18 protein-coding genes are annotated in these 20,683 nt (G+C 71.0%); 11 read left to right on the top strand and 7 right to left on the bottom strand.

Annotated features, from left to right (window positions below; all coding sequences use genetic code 11):
• Positions 1-201 precede the first annotated feature (201 nt).
• Both ACFY5A_RS03740 and ACFY5A_RS03735 read left to right on the top strand, forming a co-directional pair.
• Positions 202-714, top strand: coding sequence for a nucleoside deaminase (locus tag ACFY5A_RS03740; protein ID WP_105676210.1), 513 nt, complete (start codon positions 202-204; stop codon positions 712-714).
• A gap of 132 nt (positions 715-846) precedes the next feature.
• Positions 847-2,358, top strand: a complete 1,512-nt coding sequence (locus ACFY5A_RS03735; RefSeq protein ID WP_105676212.1) for an NCS2 family permease — start codon at positions 847-849, stop codon at positions 2,356-2,358.
• Positions 2,359-2,567: 209 nt separating this feature from the next.
• Here ACFY5A_RS03735 and ACFY5A_RS03730 read toward each other — a convergent pair whose 3' ends face one another.
• From ACFY5A_RS03730 to ACFY5A_RS03715, 4 genes are read right to left on the bottom strand one after another with little or no spacing between them, the layout of a single operon-like run.
• Entirely contained in the window at positions 2,568-3,176 is a 609-nt protein-coding gene (locus ACFY5A_RS03730) for an NTP transferase domain-containing protein (RefSeq protein WP_341941044.1), read from the bottom strand.
• A complete protein-coding gene (locus tag ACFY5A_RS03725; RefSeq protein WP_387231885.1) occupies positions 3,173-5,923 on the bottom strand; it encodes a molybdopterin-dependent oxidoreductase in 2,751 nt (916 codons plus the stop codon). Before ACFY5A_RS03725 ends, ACFY5A_RS03730 begins: the two co-directional genes overlap by 4 nt.
• On the bottom strand, positions 5,920-6,879 hold the full coding sequence (locus ACFY5A_RS03720; protein WP_387231883.1) for an FAD binding domain-containing protein: 960 nt from the start codon (positions 6,877-6,879) through the stop codon (positions 5,920-5,922). The genes ACFY5A_RS03725 and ACFY5A_RS03720 overlap by 4 nt, the downstream gene beginning before the upstream one ends.
• Positions 6,870-8,189 carry an XdhC family protein gene (locus tag ACFY5A_RS03715; RefSeq protein ID WP_387231881.1) on the bottom strand — a complete coding sequence of 440 codons (1,320 nt, stop codon included), beginning with the start codon at positions 8,187-8,189 and terminating at the stop codon, positions 6,870-6,872. Before ACFY5A_RS03715 ends, ACFY5A_RS03720 begins: the two co-directional genes overlap by 10 nt.
• Before the next feature lie 285 nt (positions 8,190-8,474).
• Here ACFY5A_RS03715 and ACFY5A_RS03710 point away from each other — a divergent pair, with 285 nt between their 5' ends.
• From ACFY5A_RS03710 to ACFY5A_RS03695, 4 genes are read left to right on the top strand one after another with little or no spacing between them, the layout of a single operon-like run.
• Entirely contained in the window at positions 8,475-9,824 is a 1,350-nt protein-coding gene (locus ACFY5A_RS03710) for an MFS transporter (RefSeq protein ID WP_387231879.1), read from the top strand.
• 2 nt (positions 9,825-9,826) lie between these two features.
• A complete protein-coding gene (locus ACFY5A_RS03705) occupies positions 9,827-10,606 on the top strand; it encodes an SDR family NAD(P)-dependent oxidoreductase (protein WP_387231877.1) in 780 nt (259 codons plus the stop codon).
• Complete coding sequence (locus ACFY5A_RS03700; RefSeq protein ID WP_341941050.1) at positions 10,606-11,046, top strand: RbsD/FucU domain-containing protein; 441 nt, start codon at positions 10,606-10,608, stop codon at positions 11,044-11,046. The genes ACFY5A_RS03705 and ACFY5A_RS03700 overlap by 1 nt, the downstream gene beginning before the upstream one ends.
• Before the next feature lie 7 nt (positions 11,047-11,053).
• Positions 11,054-11,812 carry an IclR family transcriptional regulator gene (locus tag ACFY5A_RS03695; protein ID WP_341941051.1) on the top strand — a complete coding sequence of 253 codons (759 nt, stop codon included), beginning with the start codon at positions 11,054-11,056 and terminating at the stop codon, positions 11,810-11,812.
• 282 nt (positions 11,813-12,094) lie between these two features.
• On the opposite strand, the gene xdhC is transcribed toward ACFY5A_RS03695, so the two are convergent.
• Genes xdhC through ACFY5A_RS03680 form a run of 3 tightly spaced genes read right to left on the bottom strand, consistent with a single transcriptional unit; the run spans position 12,095 to position 16,751 of the window.
• Positions 12,095-12,925: a xanthine dehydrogenase accessory protein XdhC gene (gene xdhC, locus ACFY5A_RS03690; protein ID WP_105676230.1), complete on the bottom strand. Its 831-nt coding sequence runs from the start codon at positions 12,923-12,925 to the stop codon at positions 12,095-12,097.
• Positions 12,926-12,933: 8 nt separating this feature from the next.
• The gene (gene xdhB, locus ACFY5A_RS03685) at positions 12,934-15,285 is read right to left on the bottom strand and encodes a xanthine dehydrogenase molybdopterin binding subunit (RefSeq protein WP_387231874.1); all 2,352 of its coding nucleotides are present in this window, start codon (positions 15,283-15,285) and stop codon (positions 12,934-12,936) included.
• The gene (locus ACFY5A_RS03680) at positions 15,282-16,751 is read right to left on the bottom strand and encodes a xanthine dehydrogenase small subunit (protein WP_387231872.1); all 1,470 of its coding nucleotides are present in this window, start codon (positions 16,749-16,751) and stop codon (positions 15,282-15,284) included. The genes xdhB and ACFY5A_RS03680 overlap by 4 nt, the downstream gene beginning before the upstream one ends.
• A gap of 158 nt (positions 16,752-16,909) precedes the next feature.
• Here ACFY5A_RS03680 and coaBC point away from each other — a divergent pair, with 158 nt between their 5' ends.
• The 5 genes from coaBC (at position 16,910) to uraH (ending at position 20,681) form a co-directional block, all read left to right on the top strand.
• Positions 16,910-18,139, top strand: a complete 1,230-nt coding sequence (gene coaBC / locus ACFY5A_RS03675; protein ID WP_387231870.1) for a bifunctional phosphopantothenoylcysteine decarboxylase/phosphopantothenate--cysteine ligase CoaBC — start codon at positions 16,910-16,912, stop codon at positions 18,137-18,139.
• A gap of 45 nt (positions 18,140-18,184) precedes the next feature.
• Positions 18,185-19,051, top strand: a complete 867-nt coding sequence (locus ACFY5A_RS03670; protein ID WP_105676237.1) for a CoA ester lyase — start codon at positions 18,185-18,187, stop codon at positions 19,049-19,051.
• A gap of 89 nt (positions 19,052-19,140) precedes the next feature.
• Positions 19,141-19,608 (top strand): thioredoxin-dependent thiol peroxidase, encoded by a 468-nt coding sequence (bcp, locus tag ACFY5A_RS03665; RefSeq protein WP_387231868.1) that lies wholly within the window; start codon positions 19,141-19,143, stop codon positions 19,606-19,608.
• Between the two features lie 231 nt (positions 19,609-19,839).
• On the top strand, positions 19,840-20,343 hold the full coding sequence (uraD, locus tag ACFY5A_RS03660; RefSeq protein WP_344010787.1) for a 2-oxo-4-hydroxy-4-carboxy-5-ureidoimidazoline decarboxylase: 504 nt from the start codon (positions 19,840-19,842) through the stop codon (positions 20,341-20,343).
• A complete protein-coding gene (uraH, locus tag ACFY5A_RS03655) occupies positions 20,340-20,681 on the top strand; it encodes a hydroxyisourate hydrolase (protein WP_105676242.1) in 342 nt (113 codons plus the stop codon). The genes uraD and uraH overlap by 4 nt, the downstream gene beginning before the upstream one ends.
• Positions 20,682-20,683 lie beyond the last annotated feature (2 nt).

The raw sequence follows: 20,683 nt of genomic DNA, 5'->3' as shown, positions 1-20,683 counted from the left end.
ACGATTTCGCATCGCGGAATGTGAATTTCACAAACTTCTGGACGTTCGGCCCTCACGGGGGTACAGTCGGTGCTGGCTGGACGACCGATGATGGTCGCCCGTCACGAAAGCACAACCTAGCGGTTCGACGTATATCTCGAGGCCGACCCCCACAGGGCCTGCCGGAAGCCGTATCACTGCGACGACAGCAAGGAAGCCTTCATGAGCAGCATCAGCGCGCCCGCCATCGACTCCCAGCCGACTCCGGCCGAGTACCTCTCCCGGGCCGTCGCCCTCGCCACCGAGAACGTCCGCGACGCGGGCGGTCCGTTCGGAGCGATCGTCGTCTCGGCCGACGGACAGGTCTTCGAGGGCGTCAACCGGGTCACGGCGAACCTCGACCCGTCGGCGCACGCCGAGGTCACGGCGATCCGCAACGCCTGCCAGGGGCTCGGCACGTTCGACCTCACCGGGGCCACGCTCTACACGAGCTGCGAGCCCTGCCCGATGTGCCTCGCCACCTCGCTCTGGGCCCGCATCGACCGGGTCTACTTCGCCGCCGACCGCCACGACGCGGCAGACGCCGGCTTCGACGACGCGGTGTTCTACCGCTACTTCGAGGGCGGCCCCGAGGACCGGGCCATCATGCCCGTCGGCCAGGAGGCTCTCGCCCCCGCCGAACGTGTCGCCCCGTTCACCGAGTGGAACGCCAACGTCTCGCGCATCGACTACTGACGCGTACCGCTGACGCGCGCCGAAGGCCGACGCGCACCGACCGCTGACGGGCCCCTGAGCCCGCGGCGACCACCGGGAAGCCGCTCCTTCGGCGAACCCGAGCACCACCTCCGCACAACAACACTGGAGCCGATGATGTCTTCACATGTCTTCAACGACCCCGAGACCGGCGCGATCCCCGCGCCGGAACTCCCGCCCCTGGCCACCGGAGCGACCGCCACGGTCGACGCCGAGCCCAAGAACGCGTTCGACCGATTCTTCGAGATCACCCGTCGCGGGTCGACGGTGGCCCGCGAGATCCGCGGAGGCATCGTCACCTTCGTGACGATGGCGTACATCGTCATCCTCAACCCGCTCATCCTCGGCGGCGTCGAGGACGTCGCGGGCAACGCCCTGAACGGCGCGCAGATCGGGGCGGCCACCGGCCTCACCGCCGGCGTCATGACGATCCTGTTCGGACTCATCGCACGACTCCCGTTCGCGCTCGCCGCGGGACTCGGCATCAACTCCTTCCTCGCCGTGTCCGTCGTCGGACAGGTCACCTGGCCCGAGGCCATGGGGCTCGTCGTCATCAACGGCATCCTGATCGTGCTGTTCGGAGCCACCGGCATCCGGACCGCCATCTTCAACGCCGTTCCCGCCCAGCTCAAGGCAGCGATCACGGTCGGCATCGGCCTGTTCATCGCCTTCATCGGCTTCGTCGACTCGGGCTTCGTGAACCGCACGGCCGGCGGCCCGCCCGTGCAGCTCGGCGACGGCGGATCGATCACCTCGATCCCGACGCTCATCTTCCTCATCGGGCTCGTGCTCATCGGCGTGCTCGTCGCGCGCAAAGTGCCCGGCGGCATCCTCATCGGCATCGTCGCCTCGACCGTCCTCGCGATCATCGCGCAGGCGATCTTCAAGCTCGGCCCGAGCTTCGAGAACCCCGGCGGCTGGCACATGACGATCCCGGAGATCCCGACGGCGCTCGTCACGATCCCCGACTTCGGCCTCATCGGCCAGTTCGACCTCCTCGGATCCTTCGGCCGCATCGGTGCCCTGTCGGCGACGATGCTCGTCTTCACCCTCGTGTTCTCCAACTTCTTCGACGCCATGGGCACCATGACCGGGCTCGCGAAGAACGCCGGCCTCGCCTACAAGGACGGCACGTTCCCGCGGCTGCGCTCGGCGTTCGTCGTCGAGGGCCTCGGCGCCGTCGCCGGTGGCGCGACCTCGACCTCCTCGAACACGGTCTACGTCGACAGCGCCTCCGGCATCGGAGAGGGGGCGCGCACGGGTCTCGCCGCGGTCGTCGTCGGCATCCTGTTCCTGCTCTCGATGTTCTTCACCCCGCTCACCCTCGTGGTGCCGATCGAGGTCGGATCCGCCGCGCTCGTCGTGGTCGGCGCGATGATGATGGGCCAGATCAAGGAGATCAAGTTCACGAACTTCGCGGTCGCCCTGCCGGTGTTCCTCACGATCGTCACGATGCCGCTGACCTATTCGATCGCCAACGGCATCGGCGTCGGCTTCATCTCCTGGGCGCTCATCAACGCGCTCTCGGGTCGTGCCCGCAAGGTGCACTGGCTCATGTGGATCGTCGCGGCGGGCTTCGCGCTCTACTTCGTCCGCGGTCCGATCGAGGCGGCGCTCGCAGGCTGAGCCTCCTCTTTCTCTGCCGACGCCCCCTCTGATCTGATCTGCCGACGCCCCGTCTGGTCGTCCCGCCCCACCGGGCGGACGTCGCCCAGGTGGGGCGTCGGCGTGCGGGAGGGGCGTCGCGCTCACGAGGGCGTCGCGTTAGGAGGGCGTCGCCTGCAGGAAGAGGAGCCGCAGCGGAACGGGCTCCGGAGCGCGGGAGACGGGACGGCTCAGCCGAGCTCGGGCCAGGCCGCGAGGTCGGCGGGGACGTCGATGTCGGCTCCCGAGCCGAGGTCTCCGCACTCGACGTCGTCGACGAGCTGCGGATGCATCGCCATCCACACCCTCGCACCGGAGTCGCCGAGCGCGGTGTCGGCCGCGTCGAACAGGTCGTCGATGTCGAACACGACGGGGGTGCCCGGCACGCCGTCCCACGCCGCTCTTGTCGCTCGACCCGGCCTGTGCGCGTCGAGGAGCCGGCGGATGACCGGCTCGCCGACCCCCGGCTGATCGACGAGGAGCACGATCACCACATGGGGCCTCTCGCCCGCCGACCGGAGATGCCGGGCGGCGGCGCGCAGCGAGGCGCTCATGCCGAGCTCGGCATCGTGCACGTACACGGTGATCGCCGACGACGAGCGCCGACGCAGCCAGCGCCGCACCGTCGCCGCCTCGGGACCGATCGCGATCGAGACGCTGCAGCCGGCGAGGGCCGCAGCCCGAGCGGCCCTGGTCGCCAGCACCTCGTCGTTCCAGGGCAGCAGCGCCTTGGGTCCGAGGCCGAGACGCGATCCGCGCCCCGCGGCCAGCACGATCGCGTGACGGTGGTGCAGCGTCATCCGTCCGTCCCCCTCGTCGCATCGCGCTCGAGGATCGCGGCGTGGATCACATCCCGAGTGAAGGGCGTCGTCGTCAGGCGGATGCCGGTGGCATCGCGGATCGCGGCCGCGAGCGCGGGGGCGACGGGGTTGAACGGCGACTCGCTCATCGACTTCGCCCCCAAGGGGCCCAGCACGTCGTTCGTCGTCGCGAAGGAGATCTCCGACCGTGGCACATCGGCGAACGCGGGCACGTGATACTGCCGCAGGATGTCGCTGGTCACGCGGCCGTTCTCGTCGACGCGCACGATCTCGTGCAGCGCGGCGCCGATCGCCTGGGCGATGCCGCCCTCGATCTGCCCGCGGCACTGCTCCGGATTCACCACCACCCCGGCATCCGCCGCGTGGATCGAGCGGAGGATGCGCAGCTCACCCGTGGCCTCGTCGATCGCGACGCGGAACCCCTGCACGTTGAACGCCACCGACCGCGGGGTCCCGCCCCAGTAGCCGGCCGCCTCGAGGGGGCCGGCGGCGGCGAGGTCGATGAGCGAGACCGAGTCCCCTCCGCGCATGACGCGGTCGCCCGTGAGCAGGCACTCGTCGACGGGGGCGCCGAGCAGGGCGGCGGCGCGGGCGCGGAGCTTCTCGGCGAGCGAGGTCGCCGCGGCGTGCGTGGCGCGGCCGGCGACCACGGTGCCGGTCGAGCCGAACGCGCCGGTGTCGTGCTCGACGAGGTCGGAGTCGGCCTGACGCAGCCGCACCCTCCTCGTCGTGGTCTGCAGCACCGTGGCCGCGATCTGCTGGTGCACGGTCGAGGTGCCGTTGCCGAACTCCGCGGTGCCGACGTCGAGCCCGAAAGCCCCGTCCGCCTCCAGGCGGATCGTGACGTGCGAGTGGTGTCCGCGCGGAGGCACCGTCGCGATCATGGCGACGGCGGCGCCCTCGCCGATCGTCCAGCCGGGCGCGAGGGCCACGGCATCCGCCTCCCTGTTCCTCGCGAGACCCGCCTGCACGTCTCGCACGCACTCGTCGAGACCGTAGCTGCCGATGATGAGGTCGGGCTCCTCGTGCGCGGCGATCATCGCGTCGTCGGCGCCGATGAGGTTGCGGGTGCGCATCTCGAGCGGATCGAGGCCGAGCCTGCGGGCGAGTTCATCGACCGTCGACTCGATCGCGAAGATCATCTGGCTCAGCCCGTAGCCGCGGAACGCGCCGGACGGGATGGAGTTCGTGTAGACGACGGAGGCGTCGATCTTCTTCGCCGCGGCCCGGTAGACGGCGATCGACTCGCCCACGCCGTGGAACATGACCCCCGGGCCGTGGTTGCCGTAGGCGCCGGTGTTGGAGCGCACGTCGACGGCGATGCCGGTGATCGTGCCGGAGGAGTCGGCGCCCATGCGCACGCGCATGCGGAACGGATGCCGCACGGTCGTCGCCGTGAGCACCTCCTTGCGCGAGAACTCGATGCGGACGGGGCGGCCCGTGGCCATCGTCGCGAGCAGGGCGAGGTCTTCGGTGAGCATCTCCTGCTTGCCGCCGAAGCCGCCGCCGACGCGGCCCGTGTACACGCGCACCTCGTCCTTCGACAGTCCGAACACGCGCGCGAGCGCCCGCCGCACGAGGAACGGTACCTGCGTGCTGCTGCGCACGACGTAGCGGCCGTCGGCATCCTGCCAGGCGATCGATCCATGGGTCTCCAAGGCCGTGTGCGAGACGCGGTGCGTGTGGAAGGTGCGGTCCTCGACGATGGCGGATGCCGCGAGTGCCGCCTCCAGGTCGCCGACCTCGGAGTCCATCCGCATCACGATGTTGCTGTCTCCGTGCAGGACAGGCGTGTCGGGGCGATCGGCGACCTCGGGGTCGAGGTTGAAGGGCAGCACCTCGTACTCGACCTCGACGAGGCGCGCCGCACGGTCGGCGGCCCGCTGGGTCTCGGCGACCACGAGCGCCACGCGCTGGCCGACGAAGCGCATGACGTCGTCGAACACCATCGTGTCGTCGGGGTCGTCTTCGACGAGCTCGTGCTGGGCGGTGGAGAACAGCGTGCGGGGCGCGTCGGCGGCCGTCAGCACCCGCACGACACCGGGGGAGGAGAGGGCGCGTGCCGCGTCGATGCGGACGACGCGGGCGTGCGCGTGCGGACTGCGGACCACGGCCCCGTACAGCAGCGCGCCCGGCAGCTCGTCGGGGTCGACGTCCATCGTGTACCGGACCGTGCCGGTCACGACGCCGAGTGCCGCGGGGGTGCCCGTCGCGTGGCCCACACCGCCCGCGCGATCGTCGATGTTCTCGACGCCGTGCACCGCGTCCTCGATGCTGCGGTAGCCGGTGCAGCGGCAGATGTTGCCCTTGAGGGTGCGGTCGAGGTCGTGCTCGGCGCCCTCCGGCATCCCGGCGACCGTGCACACCATCCCGGCCGTGCAGAACCCGCACTGGAAGCCGGCCGCCCTGCGGAAGCGCTCCTGCACGGGGTGCGGATGCTCGGGGGTGCCGAGTCCCTGTACCGTCACGATGTCGCGGCCCGCCGCGCGGTGCGCCGGATACACGCAGCTGTGCACGGGGTCGCCGTCGACGATCACCGTGCAGGCGCCGCAGTCACCGCCGTCGCACCCCTTCTTCACCCCGTACGAGCCCTGGTCGCGCAGCCAGGTGCGCAGGCACTGACCGGGTTCGGGGGCGACGTCGACCTCGCGCCCGTCGAGCGTCGCGGTGCGCACGGCTGCGTCGGCCACGGCATCCGCGCCGACCCTGTTCTCGATGATGCTCATGCCGATGTCCTCTCCCTGCGCAGATCGCCGGTGACGCGGCCTCTCGCCCCGTCGACCCCGGTCGCGCCGGGGAGCAGCTCGGCGAGGATCTCGTCGCCGAGACGGTGGGTCATCAGGCGGCGCCAGGCCGGATCACCGTGGATGTCGTCGTACCAGCCGCCCGTGCCCGCCGCGGCCGCGTCGATCGCGGCGCGCCAGGCGGCGGCATCCGCGGGAGTGGGGCGGTCCGCGCGTCGACGCCTCGCCTGCCCGTCGTCGGCGTGGAGGTCGAGCAGGACGGGTCGGAAGACGGATGCCGTGACCGAGAGCCGCAGCGAGCGATCGGACGCGCGGCGGCCGATCAGCAGCGCCGCCGAGCGGCCGCGCTCGGTGAGCGAGAGGCGACGGAACGCGTGCCGCTGCCGCAGCGCCTCCGCGGGGACGAGGAAGCTGCGGATGAGCTCGCCGTAGCCGAGACGCGTCCTGGCGGGGCCGACGACGAGGTCGGCGACGGCGGCGCGGCGACGGCGCCCGTCGGGGCGCAGGATCAGGGCGGTGGCGCCCCACGCGGTGAGCAGCGAGATCATGGGGCCGGCGGGCAGGGCGGTGGCGACGTTGCCGCCGACGGTGGAGACGTTCCAGATCTTCCACGAGGCGACGAAGGAGTCGCACGCCGGCGGGATGACGTCGAGCCCCGGCAGCTGGGCGCGGGGGATGCCGCCGGGGAGCGGGTCGTCGGCGAGGGCGCGCAGCTCGGCGATGCGGCAGGTGGCGGCGATCTCGAGGTCGCCGTCCGGCATCCAGGCGAGGGGCGCCCAGCCGGCGCCGGTGATGTCGAGCAGGCGGGTCGGGGCGCCGCGGGTGATGTCGGTGCCGTAGGAGTAGATGACCGTGCCGCCGGCGAGCCAGGAGTCGCCGGGGCGCCATGCGCGCGGATCCGCGCACATCAGGACCTCGTCGACGCTCGTCACGTCCATGCGAGCGCCTCCTCCGTGCGCCGGGGTTCTGCGCCGGGCCCTCGTGCGCCCTGCGGGTCGGGATGCTGCGGCGCGGGGCGCTGCGGGTCGTCGACGCGCAGGTCGCCGCGCAGTTCGACTCCGTGCGGCGCGACGAGCTGCGGCTCCGGCGCGCAGACGCGGCGCGCGTCGTGGACATCGCCTGTGGTGTCGCGCAGCTTGCGCTGCGGCGCCGCGGTGAGGCCGGTGCGCGCGGCGGTCTCGACGAGGATCAGCTCGGCGAGCACAGACACCGCCACCTCCGCAGGGGTGCGAGCGCCGAGGTCGAGTCCGATCGGGGAGTGCAGCCGATCGAGGTGCGCGTCGGCGAGGCCGCCCGCGCGGAGCTCCTGCACGCGCTTCTCGTGGGTCACGCGCGACCCCATGGCGCCGACGTAGGCGAGGTCGGCCCGGAGCGCGCGGTCCAGCACGGGCAGATCGAAGCGGGGGTCGTGGGTGAGCACGACGATCGCGGTGCGGGAGTCGATGCGACCGGCATCCGTCTCCGCGGCGAAGTGCTGCGCCGGATGCGCGAGGACGACCTCGTGCGCGCCGGGGTGCCGCGCCCGGGTGGCGAAGACGGGACGGGCGTCGCACACCGTGACGTGCCGGCCGAGCACGGCGGCGGCCTGGGCGAGCGCGGCGGAGAAGTCGTTCGCCCCGTAGATGACGAGGCGGGCGGGCGTCGCGCTCGACTCGACGAGCAGTCGGCGCGCGGCCGGGCACTCCGGAACGGAGCGGTCGGTGATCTCCACGACGTGCGCGCCGCCCAGGTCGAGGGCCGCGCGGACCCGGTCGCCGAGGTCCGCCGCCGTGTCGCCAGGGAGGAGAACGCGCGCTCGGGAGGAGGCATCCGCCGCAATCGTCCTCCCGAACGTGAGAACTCCTCCGTTGCGGGCGGCATCGTCGAGCGGCAGCTCCCGCACGAGCCGCAGGGCGCGGTCCGGGTGAGCGAGGGCGGAGAGGATGCCGGCGGGCAGGGTGCGCAGCGGCTGCACGAGCACGCGCACGTCCCCTCCGCACATCAGGCCGACGGAGATCCCGTCGTCGTCGGCGTAGCCGAAGGAGTGCAGCTCGACCTCGCCGGTGTTCAGGCATCCGATCGCCGCGTCGACCACGGCGCCCTCGACGCAGCCGCCCGAGATCGAGCCGATCGTGCGGCCGTCGTCCCGCACGGCCATGGAGGTCCCAGCGGGGCGCGGGACGGAGCCGGAGACTTCGACGATCGTGGCGATCGCCCAGCGATCGGGGTCGGCCAGGCAGTCGGCGTAGTCGTGCAGACGGTCGAGCATGGAGCACCTCCGGGTCACAATCCGCGGCGTCTTCGCCGCTGGTTGCCCGGTAGATGGTTGTGAGAACCCGCCTAGGCCTGAGGAGATTCTAGATCAGGCTCGGGGAAGTGTCCATAGTGCGGAGTCAGGATTCCGGATGGTGGAGATCTATCTCTCTGAGTGCAGGATTCAGGCTCGAGCCGCACGCAACAAAGTGCATTTATTGCACCGCTAGTGCGATAGATGTATCGTAAATTGGGAGCACAGTCGCTCACACATCCATCGACACTGCGCCAAAGGAGCCTCATGTCGAACGTCGTCAGTCCTCCATCGACCGTGCTGAGTCGCGCAGTGCGCAAGGCGCGGTGGCGCATCCTTCCCCTCATCTGCGTGCTGTACTTCATCGCCTACCTCGACCGCAACAACGTCGGCTTCGCGCGAGAGGCGATGAGCGCCGACCTCGGCCTCACCGCCTCCGCTTTCGGTCTCGCCGCCGGACTCTTCTTCATCGGGTACACGCTGTGCGAGATCCCCAGCAACGCGGGCATGCACCGGTTCGGCGCCCGGCGATGGATCTCCCGCATCCTGATCCCCTGGGGGCTGTTGGCCATGGGCACGGCGTTCGTCGTCGACGAGACGTCCTTCGCCGTTCTCCGCTTCCTCCTGGGCATCGCCGAGGCGGGGTTCTTCCCCGCCGTCGTCTTCTACTTCACCCTCTGGTTCCCCGTGCGCGAGCGGGCGGCCGTCCTCGGGGTGTTCGTGCTGGCTCAGCCGATCGCGAACATGATCGGAGCGCCCCTGAGCGGTGCGCTCCTCGAACTCGACGGGCTGGCGGGTCTGCACGGCTGGCAGTGGATGTACCTCATCCAGGGGCTCCCGGCGGTGCTGTTCGGCCTCGTGGTGCCCTTCCTCCTCACCGACCGGCCCGCCGCCGCGCGGTGGCTGACCACGGAGGAGAAGGACGCCCTGGATGCCGTCATCGCCCACGACGACGCCCGTGTCACCGCCGCGGACCACAGGTTCCTTCCCGCGCTGAAGGACCTTCGGGCCTGGGCCTACGCCCTGCTGAACTTCGGCATGGTCCTCGGCATCTACGGACTCGCGTTCTGGCTGCCGTCGATCGTCGGAGAGCTCGGCGAGTTCCCGCCGTTCCAGCGCAGTCTCGTGGTGGCGATCCCGTACGCGGCGGCCGCGTGCTTCGTGCTGTGGTGGAGCCGACGCGCCGACCGCACGGGCAAGCGCGCCTGGCACGTCGCGGTCAGTCTCGGCGTCGCGGCGATCGGCCTGCTGAGCGCGGGCATGACGCTCTCCGTGTCGCCCTGGCTCGCGATGGTGTCGCTGTCCGTCGCCGCGATCGGCATCTACACGGCGATCGGCCCGATGCTCTCGATGTCCGCCAGCCTCTTCGCCGGCGCCGCTGCGGCCGCCGGCATCGGACTCGTCGGAGCCGTGGGCAACATCGGAGGCTTCGTGTCGCCCCTGGTCGTCGGATGGCTGACCGACGCGACCGGATCGACGAAGGCCGGAGTGCTGCTTCTCGCCGGCGCTCTCGCGCTCACCGCCCTCGGAACGTGGCTGTTCGCCGGCCACCGTCCTGAGGGGGACACGACATTGGCCCTGGGGCCGAACGACACCCGCACCGAATCGGAGGCATGATCATGACAGACACGCAGGAACACGACCGCGCGCTCGAGCTGAGCGGACGGACGGCACTCGTCACCGGGGGCGGCGTCGGCATCGGCGCCGCCATCGCGGAAGAGCTCGCGCGTCGGGGTGCGCGAGTCATCGTCACCTATCGCTCCCACGAGCCGGACGGAGACGCTCTCGCACGGCTGCGAACTCCGGACGGTCGGGACGCCATCGCCCTCCGCGTCGATCTGACGGTCGAGGACGAGGTGCGGCAATTGCGCGACAGCGTCGCGGGCAGGGGGATGCTCGACATCCTCGTCCACAACGCCGGCGGGCTCATCGAACGATCGACGATCGCCGAGATGCCCTACCCGCTGTTCCGCCGCGTGCAGGCGCTCAACGTCGACTCCGTGTTCCTCGTGACCCACCACCTGCTCCCGCTCATGCGCGAGGGCGGTCGCATCGTCACGGTGGCCTCGCTGGCCGGACGCACGGGAGGGCATGCGGGGGCGACCGCCTACGCCACGGCGAAGGCGGCGCTGTTCGGCTTCACGCGCGGACTCGCGGCGGAGCTCGCCGCGCAGGGGATCACGGTGAACGCGGTGGCTCCCGGCTTCATCGAGGCGACACCCTTCCACGACACCTTCACCACCGCCGACTCGAAGGCCGCGACGGTGCAGGGAATCCCCGTCGGTCGCGCCGGCAGCCCCGCCGATGTCGCATCGGCGGTCGCCTGGCTCAGTTCGCCAGGCGCCTCGTTCACGACCGGCGTCGTGCTCGACGTCAACGGCGGACAGCACTTCAGCTGATGCTGCGCACACCGATCACGCACCCGGAGGTGCTGAGGGCGCTCGCCCGGGCGGGACACGGGTCGCTCGTGCTCGTCGCCGACGCGCACTTCGCATCGGCGACGGCCGTGAACCCCAGAGCGGTCGTCGTGCACCTCGCCCTCGCGCCGGGCTCGCCGCTCGTGCCGTCCGTCGTCGCTCTCGTGGCGGCGACGATCGAGATCGAGGCGGTCACCTCGATGGCCGCCCCCGACGAAGAACTCGGAGCGGTCGGACGGGAGGCCGCGTCGGCGGTCGGCGCGGCGCCGCACGGGTCGGTGCCGCGTGCGGAGTTCACCGCGCTCACCCGCTCGGACGACCTCGCGCTGTGCATCGTCACCGGCGACACGCGGCGGTTCGCGAACGCCATCCTGCGGGTCGGCGTCACCGCTCAGCGCAACCCCGGGCCGGAAGCGGCATGATCGGTACATGAGCTCGACCGTCTCACGCGCGATAACCATCCTGGAACTGTGCAGCGCCGAGCCCCGGAGCGCCGGGGACATCGCGACGATCCTGGGTGTGCACCGGACCACGGTGCTGCGCACGCTGCTCACCTTGCAGGATGCCGGGCTCGTACGACAGACGAGCCCCGGGGTGTTCGGGACCGGCTTCCGTCTCGCCGCCCTCGCGAAGTCGGCCATGGCGCACTTCGACCTGCGCGGCATCGCCCACCCGCACCTGAAGGCGCTCAGCGACGAATTGCGTCTCACCGTGCAGTTCGCGGTCCTGGACGGCGATCGCATCCGCTACGTCGACAAGATCGAGCCTCAGGACTCGATCGTGCTGAACACGGAGATCGGCGGCGAGGTCGTGGTCAGCACCGCGGGCGTCGCGAAGGCGATTCTCGCTCACGTGCCGAGCGGCACGCGTCGTACCGTCCTGGATCGCGTCGCGTTCCCCGCCTACACTGCACGGTCCCTCACCGATCGGGAGAGCTACGAGCGAGAGCTGACCCGGGTCCAGGAGCGCGGCTGGGCCGTCGACGACGGAGAGTACGACGATCTGTCGAACTGCATCGCCGCCCCCGTGCGCGATCACGCCGGCGAGGTCGCGGGGGCGGTGTCGGTCACCGCCTTCCGGAGCCGTGTCGACCTGGACCAGCTCCGAGGTCACCTCGACACGCTCCTGGCGACGACCGAAGCGATCAGCCACCAGCTCGGCTACCGGCGCGAGGTCTCGGGCGACTGAACGGCGGAAGGCATCCGCAGTGGGGGCCGAAGGGAGTGCCGTTCGCCGGGGAGACTCCGTCGCGCCGACCCGTCGGACTACGCGCGGGCGTCGTGCACCCAGGTGCGCCCGAGCTCGAGGAGGACGTGGTCCGCGGTGAGCAGCGGCATCCCGTCGGCGAACGACTGCGCGAGAAGGAAGCGGTCGAAGGGGTCGTGGCGGGCCAGCTCCGGCTCCTCGCGCAGTGCGTTCGCATGGCGGGACGCGAGAGGAAGTTCCAGGAGACCCGAGCCAGGCCCGCAGCTATCCGCTCTGCCGTGCCTGCTCGTCGATCAGCTGCAGCATCCGTGCGGCGACGCTGACCGCGATCGCCGCCGGCTGCTTGCCCGCCACCTCGGGGATGCCGATGGGCGTGGTGACGCGCTCCAGGTCGGCATCCGTCTGCCCGAGCTCGCCGAGCCTCTTGCGGAACCGCGCCCACTTCGACGCCGAGCCGATCAGGCCGATCGAGCCGAGGTCCGGGGTGCGCAGCGCCATGTCGACCACGGCCAGGTCCTCGACGTGGTCATGCGTCATGACGAGCACGTGAGCCCCCGCAGGCAGCGCGGCCAGCGCCGACTCCGGCACGGGGGCGTGCGTGATGTGCACCCGGGCCACGGCATCGGCGAGCACCCCGCTGCGGCCGGGGTCGCCCAGCCGTGCGACGTCGAGCATCGCCGGTCGCGAGTCGATCAGGTGCAGGTCGAGCTCGTGCCTGGCGAGGATGCGGGCGAGCTCGATCCCCACATGTCCGATGCCGAAGACGGCGACGGTCGGGACGACCCTGATCGGCTCCAGCATCATGGTGACCTCTCCTCCGCAGCACTGCACGCCGTACTCGGTCACGGCCTTGTCGCTCAGGGTCAGCGTGAGCAGCTCGGGCTCGGCGGAGCCCGCGGCCAGCATCTCCCTGGCGCGATCGATCGCCGTCTCCTCGAGGTTGCCTCCGCCGACCGTGCCGAAGACGGCATCCGGGGAGACCACCATCTTCGCCCCGCCGTTGCGCGGGGCGTGACCTCGCACGACCGCCAGGGTCACGACGACCGCGGGGCTGCGTCGTGCACGCAGCTCCTGCAGGGCGTCGAGCCAGTCCATCCGGATCCTCAGACGGACGCGAGCGCGGGCTGCGCCGCCTGTTGCGCCGTGCGCACCGCCCAGAACACCGCTTCCGGTGTCGCGGGCGACGCGAGCTCGACCGAGTGGCCTGCCGGTCCGAAGGCGGCCACGGCGTCGCGGAGCGCCTCGCGGGCGCTGAACGCGAGCATGAACGGCGGCTCGCCCACGGCCTTCGATCCGTACACGGCGCCCTCCTCGCGGGCGTTCTCGAACAGGCGCACGTGGAACCGCTCCGGCATCTCCGAGAAGCTGGGCAGCTTGTACGTCGATGCCGACTGCGTCTGCAGGCGTCCGCGGTGCGGGCCGTCGCTGGTGTCCCAGCGCAGCTCCTCCAGGGTCAGCCAGCCGACGCCCTGCACGTACGCGCCCTCGATCTGCCCGATGTCGAGCATGGGGGAGAGCGAGTCGCCCACGTCGTGCACGATGTCGACCCGGCGCACCCGGTACGCGCCGGTGAACGCGTCGACCTCGACCTCTGTGGCCGCCGCCCCGTAGGCGAAGTACTTGAACGGGGAGCCCTGCATGATCTCCGGATTCCAGTGCAGGCCCTCGGTGCGGTAGTACCCGGCGGCGAACAGCTGCACGCGCTGCAGATAGGCGGCCTTGGCGACCTCGGCGAACGACACCTTCTTCACCGGGGCGCCCAGCGCCGTCACGTACCCGCCGCCGAAGCGCACGTCGCGCTCGTCGACGCCGAGCAGGCGTCCGGCGACCGCCGCCATCCGGTCGCGGATCTGCTCGCACGCGTTCTTCACGGCGCCGCCGTTGAGGTCGGCGCCGGAGGATGCCGCCGTCGCCGAGGTGTTCGGCACCTTGTCGGTGCGCGTGGGGGCGAGCCGCACCGAGTGCAGCTCGACGCCGAGGGCGGTGGCGGCGACCTGCAGCATCTTGGTGTGCAGGCCCTGGCCCATCTCGGTGCCGCCGTGGTTGATCAGGATCGAGCCGTCCTTGTACACGTGCACGAGGGCGCCCGCCTGGTTGAAGGCGGCGAAGTTGAACGAGATGCCGAACTTGATCGGCGTCATCGACAGCGCGCGCTTGGCGTGCGGGCTCGTCGCGTTGAACCGCGCGATCTCGGCTCGGCGCGCGTCGACCTCGGCCTCGGAGGAGAGCTGGTCCCAGATCGTCGACATGCGCTCGGCGTCCTTGACGACCTGCCCGTACGGGGTGGTCTGCCCCTGCCGGTAGAAGTTGCGCCGGCGCAGGTCGAGCGGGTCGATGCCGAGCTGCGGCGCGACGCGACCGAGGATGTCCTCGATGAGGAACACGCCCTGAGGTCCGCCGAAGCCGCGGTAGGCGGTGTTCGAGGTCTTGTTGGTCTTCGCGATCTGCCCGTAGGCGTGCACGTTAGGGATCCAGTAGGCGTTGTCGATGTGGCACAGAGCCCGACCGAGCACCGGTTCGGAGAGATCGATCGACCATCCGCCGTCGCAGGTGAGCACGGCGTCCAGCGCCTGCAGCATCCCCTCCTCGTCGACGCCGACCTTCCAGGCGATGTGGAACGGATGCCGTTTGCCGGTCATCGTGATGTCCTGCGTGCGGTTCAGTCGCAGCCGGACGGGGCGTCCGGTGAGCTTCGCGCCGAGGGCCGCGATGGCCGCGAAGCCGTGCGGCTGCATCTCCTTGCCGCCGAAGCCGCCGCCCATGCGCAGGCACTGCACGGTGACCTCGTTGGAGTGGATGCCGAGCACGTGCGAGACGAGCTCCTGGGTCTCGGACGGATGCTGGGTGGAGCACTGGATGAAGTACTGCCCCTCCGAGTCGCGGATCGCGAAGGAGGCGTGCGTCTCGAGGTAGAAGTGCTCCTGGCCGCCGAACTCGGTGACCCCCTCGAACACGTGCGCGGCGGTCGCGAGGCCGGCGGCGGCGTCTCCGCGCTGCACGGTGCGCGGCGTGCCCTGGAACGACTGCGCGTCGAGGGCGTCCTGCACCGTGATGACGGAGGGCAGCGGCTCGTACTCGACCGTCACCCGCTCGGCGCCGAGGCGGGCGGCCTCCTGCGTCTCGCCGAGCACCCACACGAGCGCGTGGCCGTAGAACATGGCCTCGCTGGGGAACAGGGGCTCGTCGTTGCGGATGCCGGCGTCGTTGAGGCCCGGCACGTCGTCGGCGGTGAGCACGCGCACGACGCCGGGCACCTCGTAGGCGCCGGAGACGTCGATCGTGACCTTCGCGTGCGCGTTCGTGGACTGCACCGGCCACGCGGTGAGCACCCCGGCGGTGTGCTCGGCGACGTCGTCGGTGTACATGGCGGCGCCGGTGACGTGCAGTGCGGCGCTCTCGTGGGCGGCGCGCAGGCCGACGACGGGGTTCTCGGGGCGGTCGGCGAGCGTGCTCATGCCGGCACCTCCTTCGATTCGATGACGGTTCGGCTGTACAGCTTCAGCAGCGCGGTGTTGAGCATCAGCGAGCGGTACTCCGAGCTGGCGCGGTGGTCGGACATCGGCGTGCCCTCGGCGCCCAGGACCTCGGAGGCCGCGCGCACGGTCTCCACGTTCCACGGTCGCCCGATCAGCGCGGCCTCCGTGGCGGTGGCGCGCAGCGGCGTCGCGGCGACGCCGCCGAGGCCGATCCTCGCGGCGGTCACGACACCGGCGTCGATGTCGAGGGCGAAGGCGACGGCGACGCTGGAGATGTCGTCGAAGCGGCGCTTGGCGATCTTGTGGAAGGCGGTGACCCCCGCCAGCGGGAGGGGGATGCGCACGGATTTGATGAGCTCTCCCGGCTGGCGGACGGTCTGCCGGTACCCGGTGAAGTACTCCGACAGCTCGACCTCGCGCTCCACGACGTCTCCGTCGGGCCCCGCGCTCGCGAGCACGAGCCGCGCGCCCAGGGCGAGCAGCGCAGGGGGAGTGTCGCCGATGGGGGACCCGGTGCCGAGGTTGCCGCCGAAGGTGCCGCGGTTACGGATCAGGCGGGAGGCGAACTGGGGGAACAGCTCGGCGAGCAGCGGCACGGCGTCGTCGAGGCCCTTCTCGACCTCCGAGAGGGAGAGGGCGGCGCCGATCTCGACCAGATCCTCGGTCACGGTGAGGGCGCGCAGCTCGGGGAGGTGCTCGATCGCGACGACGAAGGGGGCGCGGCGGCCGCGGATGTTCACCTCGACGCTCCAGTCGGTCGACCCGGCGACGAGGAGGGCGTCGGGCTCGTCGCGCAGCATCCGCACGGTGTCGCCGAGGGACGCCGGTCGCACGAAGCGCGATCCGCCGACCTCGACGTCGGTGGCGACGGCGGCGGGCGCGGGCTGTGCGAGGCGCTGCTGGAGGGGGTCGTCGCTCTCGGGCGCGCCGAGGGCGTACGCGGCGTCGCGGATCGGGCGGTAGCCGGTGCAGCGGCACAGGTTGCCGCTGAGCGCGTGCAGGTCGAAGCCGTTGGGGCCGTGCTCGGCGTCGTGGACGGGGCACTCCTCTTCCGGCGCGGCGCGATCCGCGCGGTAGTACTCGCCGGCCATGCTGCACGCGAAACCGGGGGTGCAGTAGCCGCACTGCGAGCCGCCGGCCTCGGCGAGCTTCTCCTGCACGGGGTGCAGGCGCTCGGGGTCTCCGAGGCCCTCGGCCGTCACGATCTCCTGCCCGTCGAGGGCGTAGACGGGGACGAGGCAGGCGTTCACCGGCGTCCACGCGGTGCCGCCGTCAGGCGCTGGCGTCGCGAGGAGCATGGCGCAGGCGCCGCACTCGCCCTCGGCGCAGCCCTCCTTGCTGCCGGAGAGGCCGCCTCCGCGCAGCCAGTCCAGGGCCGTCGTGTGCGTCGCGGTCTCGGAGAGGGCGCGACGCACCCCGTTCACGGTCACGGCGGAATCGCTCATGGGCGTCTCCTCTTCGTCGAGGGCGGGTCAACATTCCGAGATGCGGAACTCTGTTTCTGAGTTCTGAAAGTAGCATTCGGGGTTCTGAAAGCCTATGACCACGGTCGGAGGTGGTCAAGGCGACCCGCGCGCGCGGCTGCTGAGGCAGAATCGAGAGCGTGAACATCGTCGTCGGGGTCACTGGCGGAATCGCCGCGTACAAGTCCGTGCAGCTCGTCAGGCTGCTGATCAAGGCTGGACACGAGGTGACGGTCGTCCCCACGGAGGATGCGCTGCGCTTCGTCGGACTGCCCACCTGGGAGGCGATCAGTCGCAACCCGGTGACCACCAGCGTGCACGACGACGTCGCCAGGGTGCGGCACGTCGCGCTCGGCCAGGGCGCCGATCTCATCGTCGTGGCGCCCGCGACCGCGAACACGATCGCGAAGATGACCGCGGGCATCGCCGACAACCTCCTCGGCACGACGCTGCTCGCCACCGAGGCGCCGGTGCTCATCGCCCCCGCGATGCACGCGGAGATGTGGCGGCATCCCTCGACCCAGGCGAACATCGAGACCCTGCAGCATCGGGGCGTGCACATCCTCGGCCCGGCCGTGGGCGAGCTCGCCGGCGGCGACAGCGGGCCGGGGCGGATGGTCGAGCCCGAGGACATCGCGGATGCCGCGCTCGCGCTGCTCGCCCCGAAGGACCTCGCCGGTCTGCGGATCGCGATCTCGGCCGGCGGCACGCGGGAGCCCATCGACCCCGTGCGCTACCTGGGCAACCGCTCCAGCGGACGGCAGGGCGTCGCGCTCGCCGCGGAGGCCGCGGCCCGCGGCGCGGAGGTGACGCTCATCGCGGCGAACATCGCCGGTGACGTGCTGGCCGGGGCGCGGCATCCGTCGATCCGCATCCGACAGGCGGGCACCGCATCCGAGCTGGCTCTGGCGATGGCGGATGCCGCGGAGACCGCCGACGCGCTGGTGATGGCGGCGGCCGTCGCCGACTATCGGCCCGTCGAGGTGGCGCATCGCAAGCTGACCAAGGAGTCGGGCGGGATCCCGGTGATCGAGCTCGTGGAGAACGAGGACATCGTGGCCGGGCTGGTGCGTGCGCGCCGGGAGGGGCAGGTGATCGTCGGCTTCGCGGCGGAGACGCCGGAGACCGCCGGCGACGAGGAGGAGCTGCTCGCCCGGGCTCGGCGCAAACGGCAGCGCAAGGGCGTCGATCTGCTGGTCGTGAACGAGGTGGGCTGGGAGCGCGGCTTCGAGGCGGGCGAGAACGAGGTGATGGTGCTCGGGCGCGACGGTCTCGTGACGGCGACGGCATCCGGCTCCAAGCGCGCGGTCGCCGCTGTCGTCCTCGACGCGCTGCGACCCCTCTGGACGGCTGGGCGCACCTCGGTTTAGACTTTTCGGAATGTAGAAAGTGATTTTCACAGAACGGAAATAGTTATGAACGCTCCTCTGGCTCCGCTGGCGCCGGTGACCGCGCGCGAGGTCGCGCCTGAGCTCGCCCGCTCCTGGCTGCTCGTCGCGGCCACCCGTCCGGAGACCTTCGACGAAGCCGCCGCGTCGCACGCCGACGCCGTCGTGCTCGACGTCGAGGATGCCGTCGACGCCAGTCACAAGGACTCCGCGCGTCAGGATGTCGTGGACTGGCTGAGCTCCGGTGGCAGCGCGTGGGTGCGTATCAACGACGCCACGAGCGAGCACTGGGCCGCCGACATCGAGGCGCTGCGCGCAGCCCCCGGCCTGCGCGGCGTGATGCTGGCCAAGACCGAGTTCGGCGGGCAGGTCATGGACACCTATAACCGCCTCGGCGCGAAGGTGCCGGTGGTCGCGCTCGTGGAGTCCGCGATCGGCATCGAGAACGCGACCGAGATCGCCCGCGCCAAGGGCGCGTTCCGTCTCGCCTTCGGCAGCGGAGACTTCCGCCGCGACACCGGGATGTCCGCCGACCGGGAGGCCATGGCGTACCCCCGCGCGCGTCTCGTGATCTCCAGTCGCGCGGCCGGCCTCCCCGGTCCGATCGACGGCCCGACCGTCGGCTCCAGTCATCCGCTCCTGCGTGAGCAGTCGGCGATCACGGTCTCGATGGGGATGACGGGCAAGCTGTGCCTGTCGCCCGATCAGACGCCCGTCGTCAACGAGGTCATCAGCCCGACCCGCACCGACGTCGAGTGGGCGTTCGAGTTCCTCGAGGACTTCGAGGCCAGGGGCCGGATCGTCCGCGACGGCAGCGATCTGCCTCGCCTGGGCAGGGCCCGCAAGATCATGCAGCTCGCCGAGGCGTTCGAGGTCCACATCGTGGTGCGCTGAGGCGCGCCTCCTCTCATCGCGGCGCTCCTCGCTCGACGACCGGATGTGCACCGCATCCTCACCCCAGACCGGACACACAAGGAGAGATCATGACCGACACGCTCACCCCGGGGGACACCGCCCCCGCGTTCACCCTCGCCGATGCCGATGGCAGGAACACGTCGCTCGCCGACTACGCCGGCCGCAACGTCGTCGTCTACTTCTACCCGAAGGCCGCGACGCCGGGATGCACGACCGAGGCGTGCGACTTCCGCGACAGTCTGTCGTCGCTGAACGCCGCGGGCTACGCCGTGATCGGCGTCTCGCCCGACAGCGTCGACGAGATCCGCGCCTTCGCGGATGCCGAAGCGCTCACCTTCCCGCTGCTGGCCGACTCCGACGCCTCCGTGGCGAAGGCGTGGGGCGTCTGGGGGCAGAAGGCCGTGGGTGACCGCACGTTCGACGGCGTCATCCGCTCGACCTTCGTGCTCGACGGCGACGGCGTCGTGCAGCGCGCCGAGTACGGCGTGGATGCCGACGGCCACGTCGCCCGCCTGCGCGCCGAGCTCGGGGTCTGACCGTCTGATCGAAGCGGCGGGGCGCGATGCGTCCCGCCGCTTCGTCGTGTCGCACCGCGCCGAAATCTGGGAAAGTAGGCGGAGAGGGTTGACACCGTCGACCATCCTGCTCATACTGTTTACACATGCTGAAATAACAGTTCCGGCATACGGAAAGAGCAAGGCTCCTCGACAGGGGAGATTCCGTATAGTCTTACGCGCCGGATGCCAGTATGTGCTTGAGGATCAAAGATGTTGCTCGAGGAGTTCAACTCCAGCACCCGCGATGACGCTCTGAGCATCGCGAAGCCTGCACTGGACATTCCCCGCTGGTACGACGCGATCGTCGACGGCCGCCCCTACGCCTCGGTCGAGGCGCTCACGGATGCCGCGATGGAGGTCGCCGCGCCCCTCTCCGAGGGAGAGCTCGACGCCGCACTGGCGCATCACCCCCGCATCGGGGAGCGCGCGCAGGGCGACAGCGCCGAAGCGGCGCACGCCCGCAGCGAGCAGGCGGGTGTCGACGCCGGCGCTGCCGACGCCCTCGCCGCAGGCAACAGGGCCTACGAGGCGAAGTTCGACCGGGTGTACCTGGTCCGCGCGGCCGGTCGCACGGCCGACGACATCCTCGCCCTGCTGCAGGAGCGCCTGGGCAACACGCCCGCGCAGGAGCTGGTCGTCATCGACCAGCAGCTGCGCGAGATCGCCGCGCTCCGGCTCGCCGGCGCCATCGAGACAGAAGGAGCGCGCGCATGAGCGTCTCTCACGTGACCACCCACATCCTGGACACATCGATCGGGCGCCCCGCGCCCGGCGTCGCCGTCGTACTCGAGGCCCGAGTCGGCGACGGATGGTCGGGGATCGGTACGGGCCTCACCGATGCCGACGGGCGGGTGAAAGCGCTCGGCCCGGAGCGGCTGGAGAGCGGTGCCTACCGCCTCCGGTTCGACACCGCGGCCTACTTCGCCGGCATCGATACGGACACCTTCTTCCCGGAGGTGGTGTTGACCTTCCTGGTCGACTCTGAGCAGGCGCACTACCACGTGCCGCTTCTGCTGAGCCCGTTCGCCTATTCCACTTACCGAGGAAGCTGAGT

It is taken from the genome of Microbacterium sp. NPDC012755 (genome assembly GCF_042901325.1).
GTDB lineage: Bacteria > Actinomycetota > Actinomycetes > Actinomycetales > Microbacteriaceae > Microbacterium > Microbacterium natoriense.
Note: the sequence above shows the minus strand (reverse complement) of the source record. Positions and strands in the feature narration are given on the sequence as shown.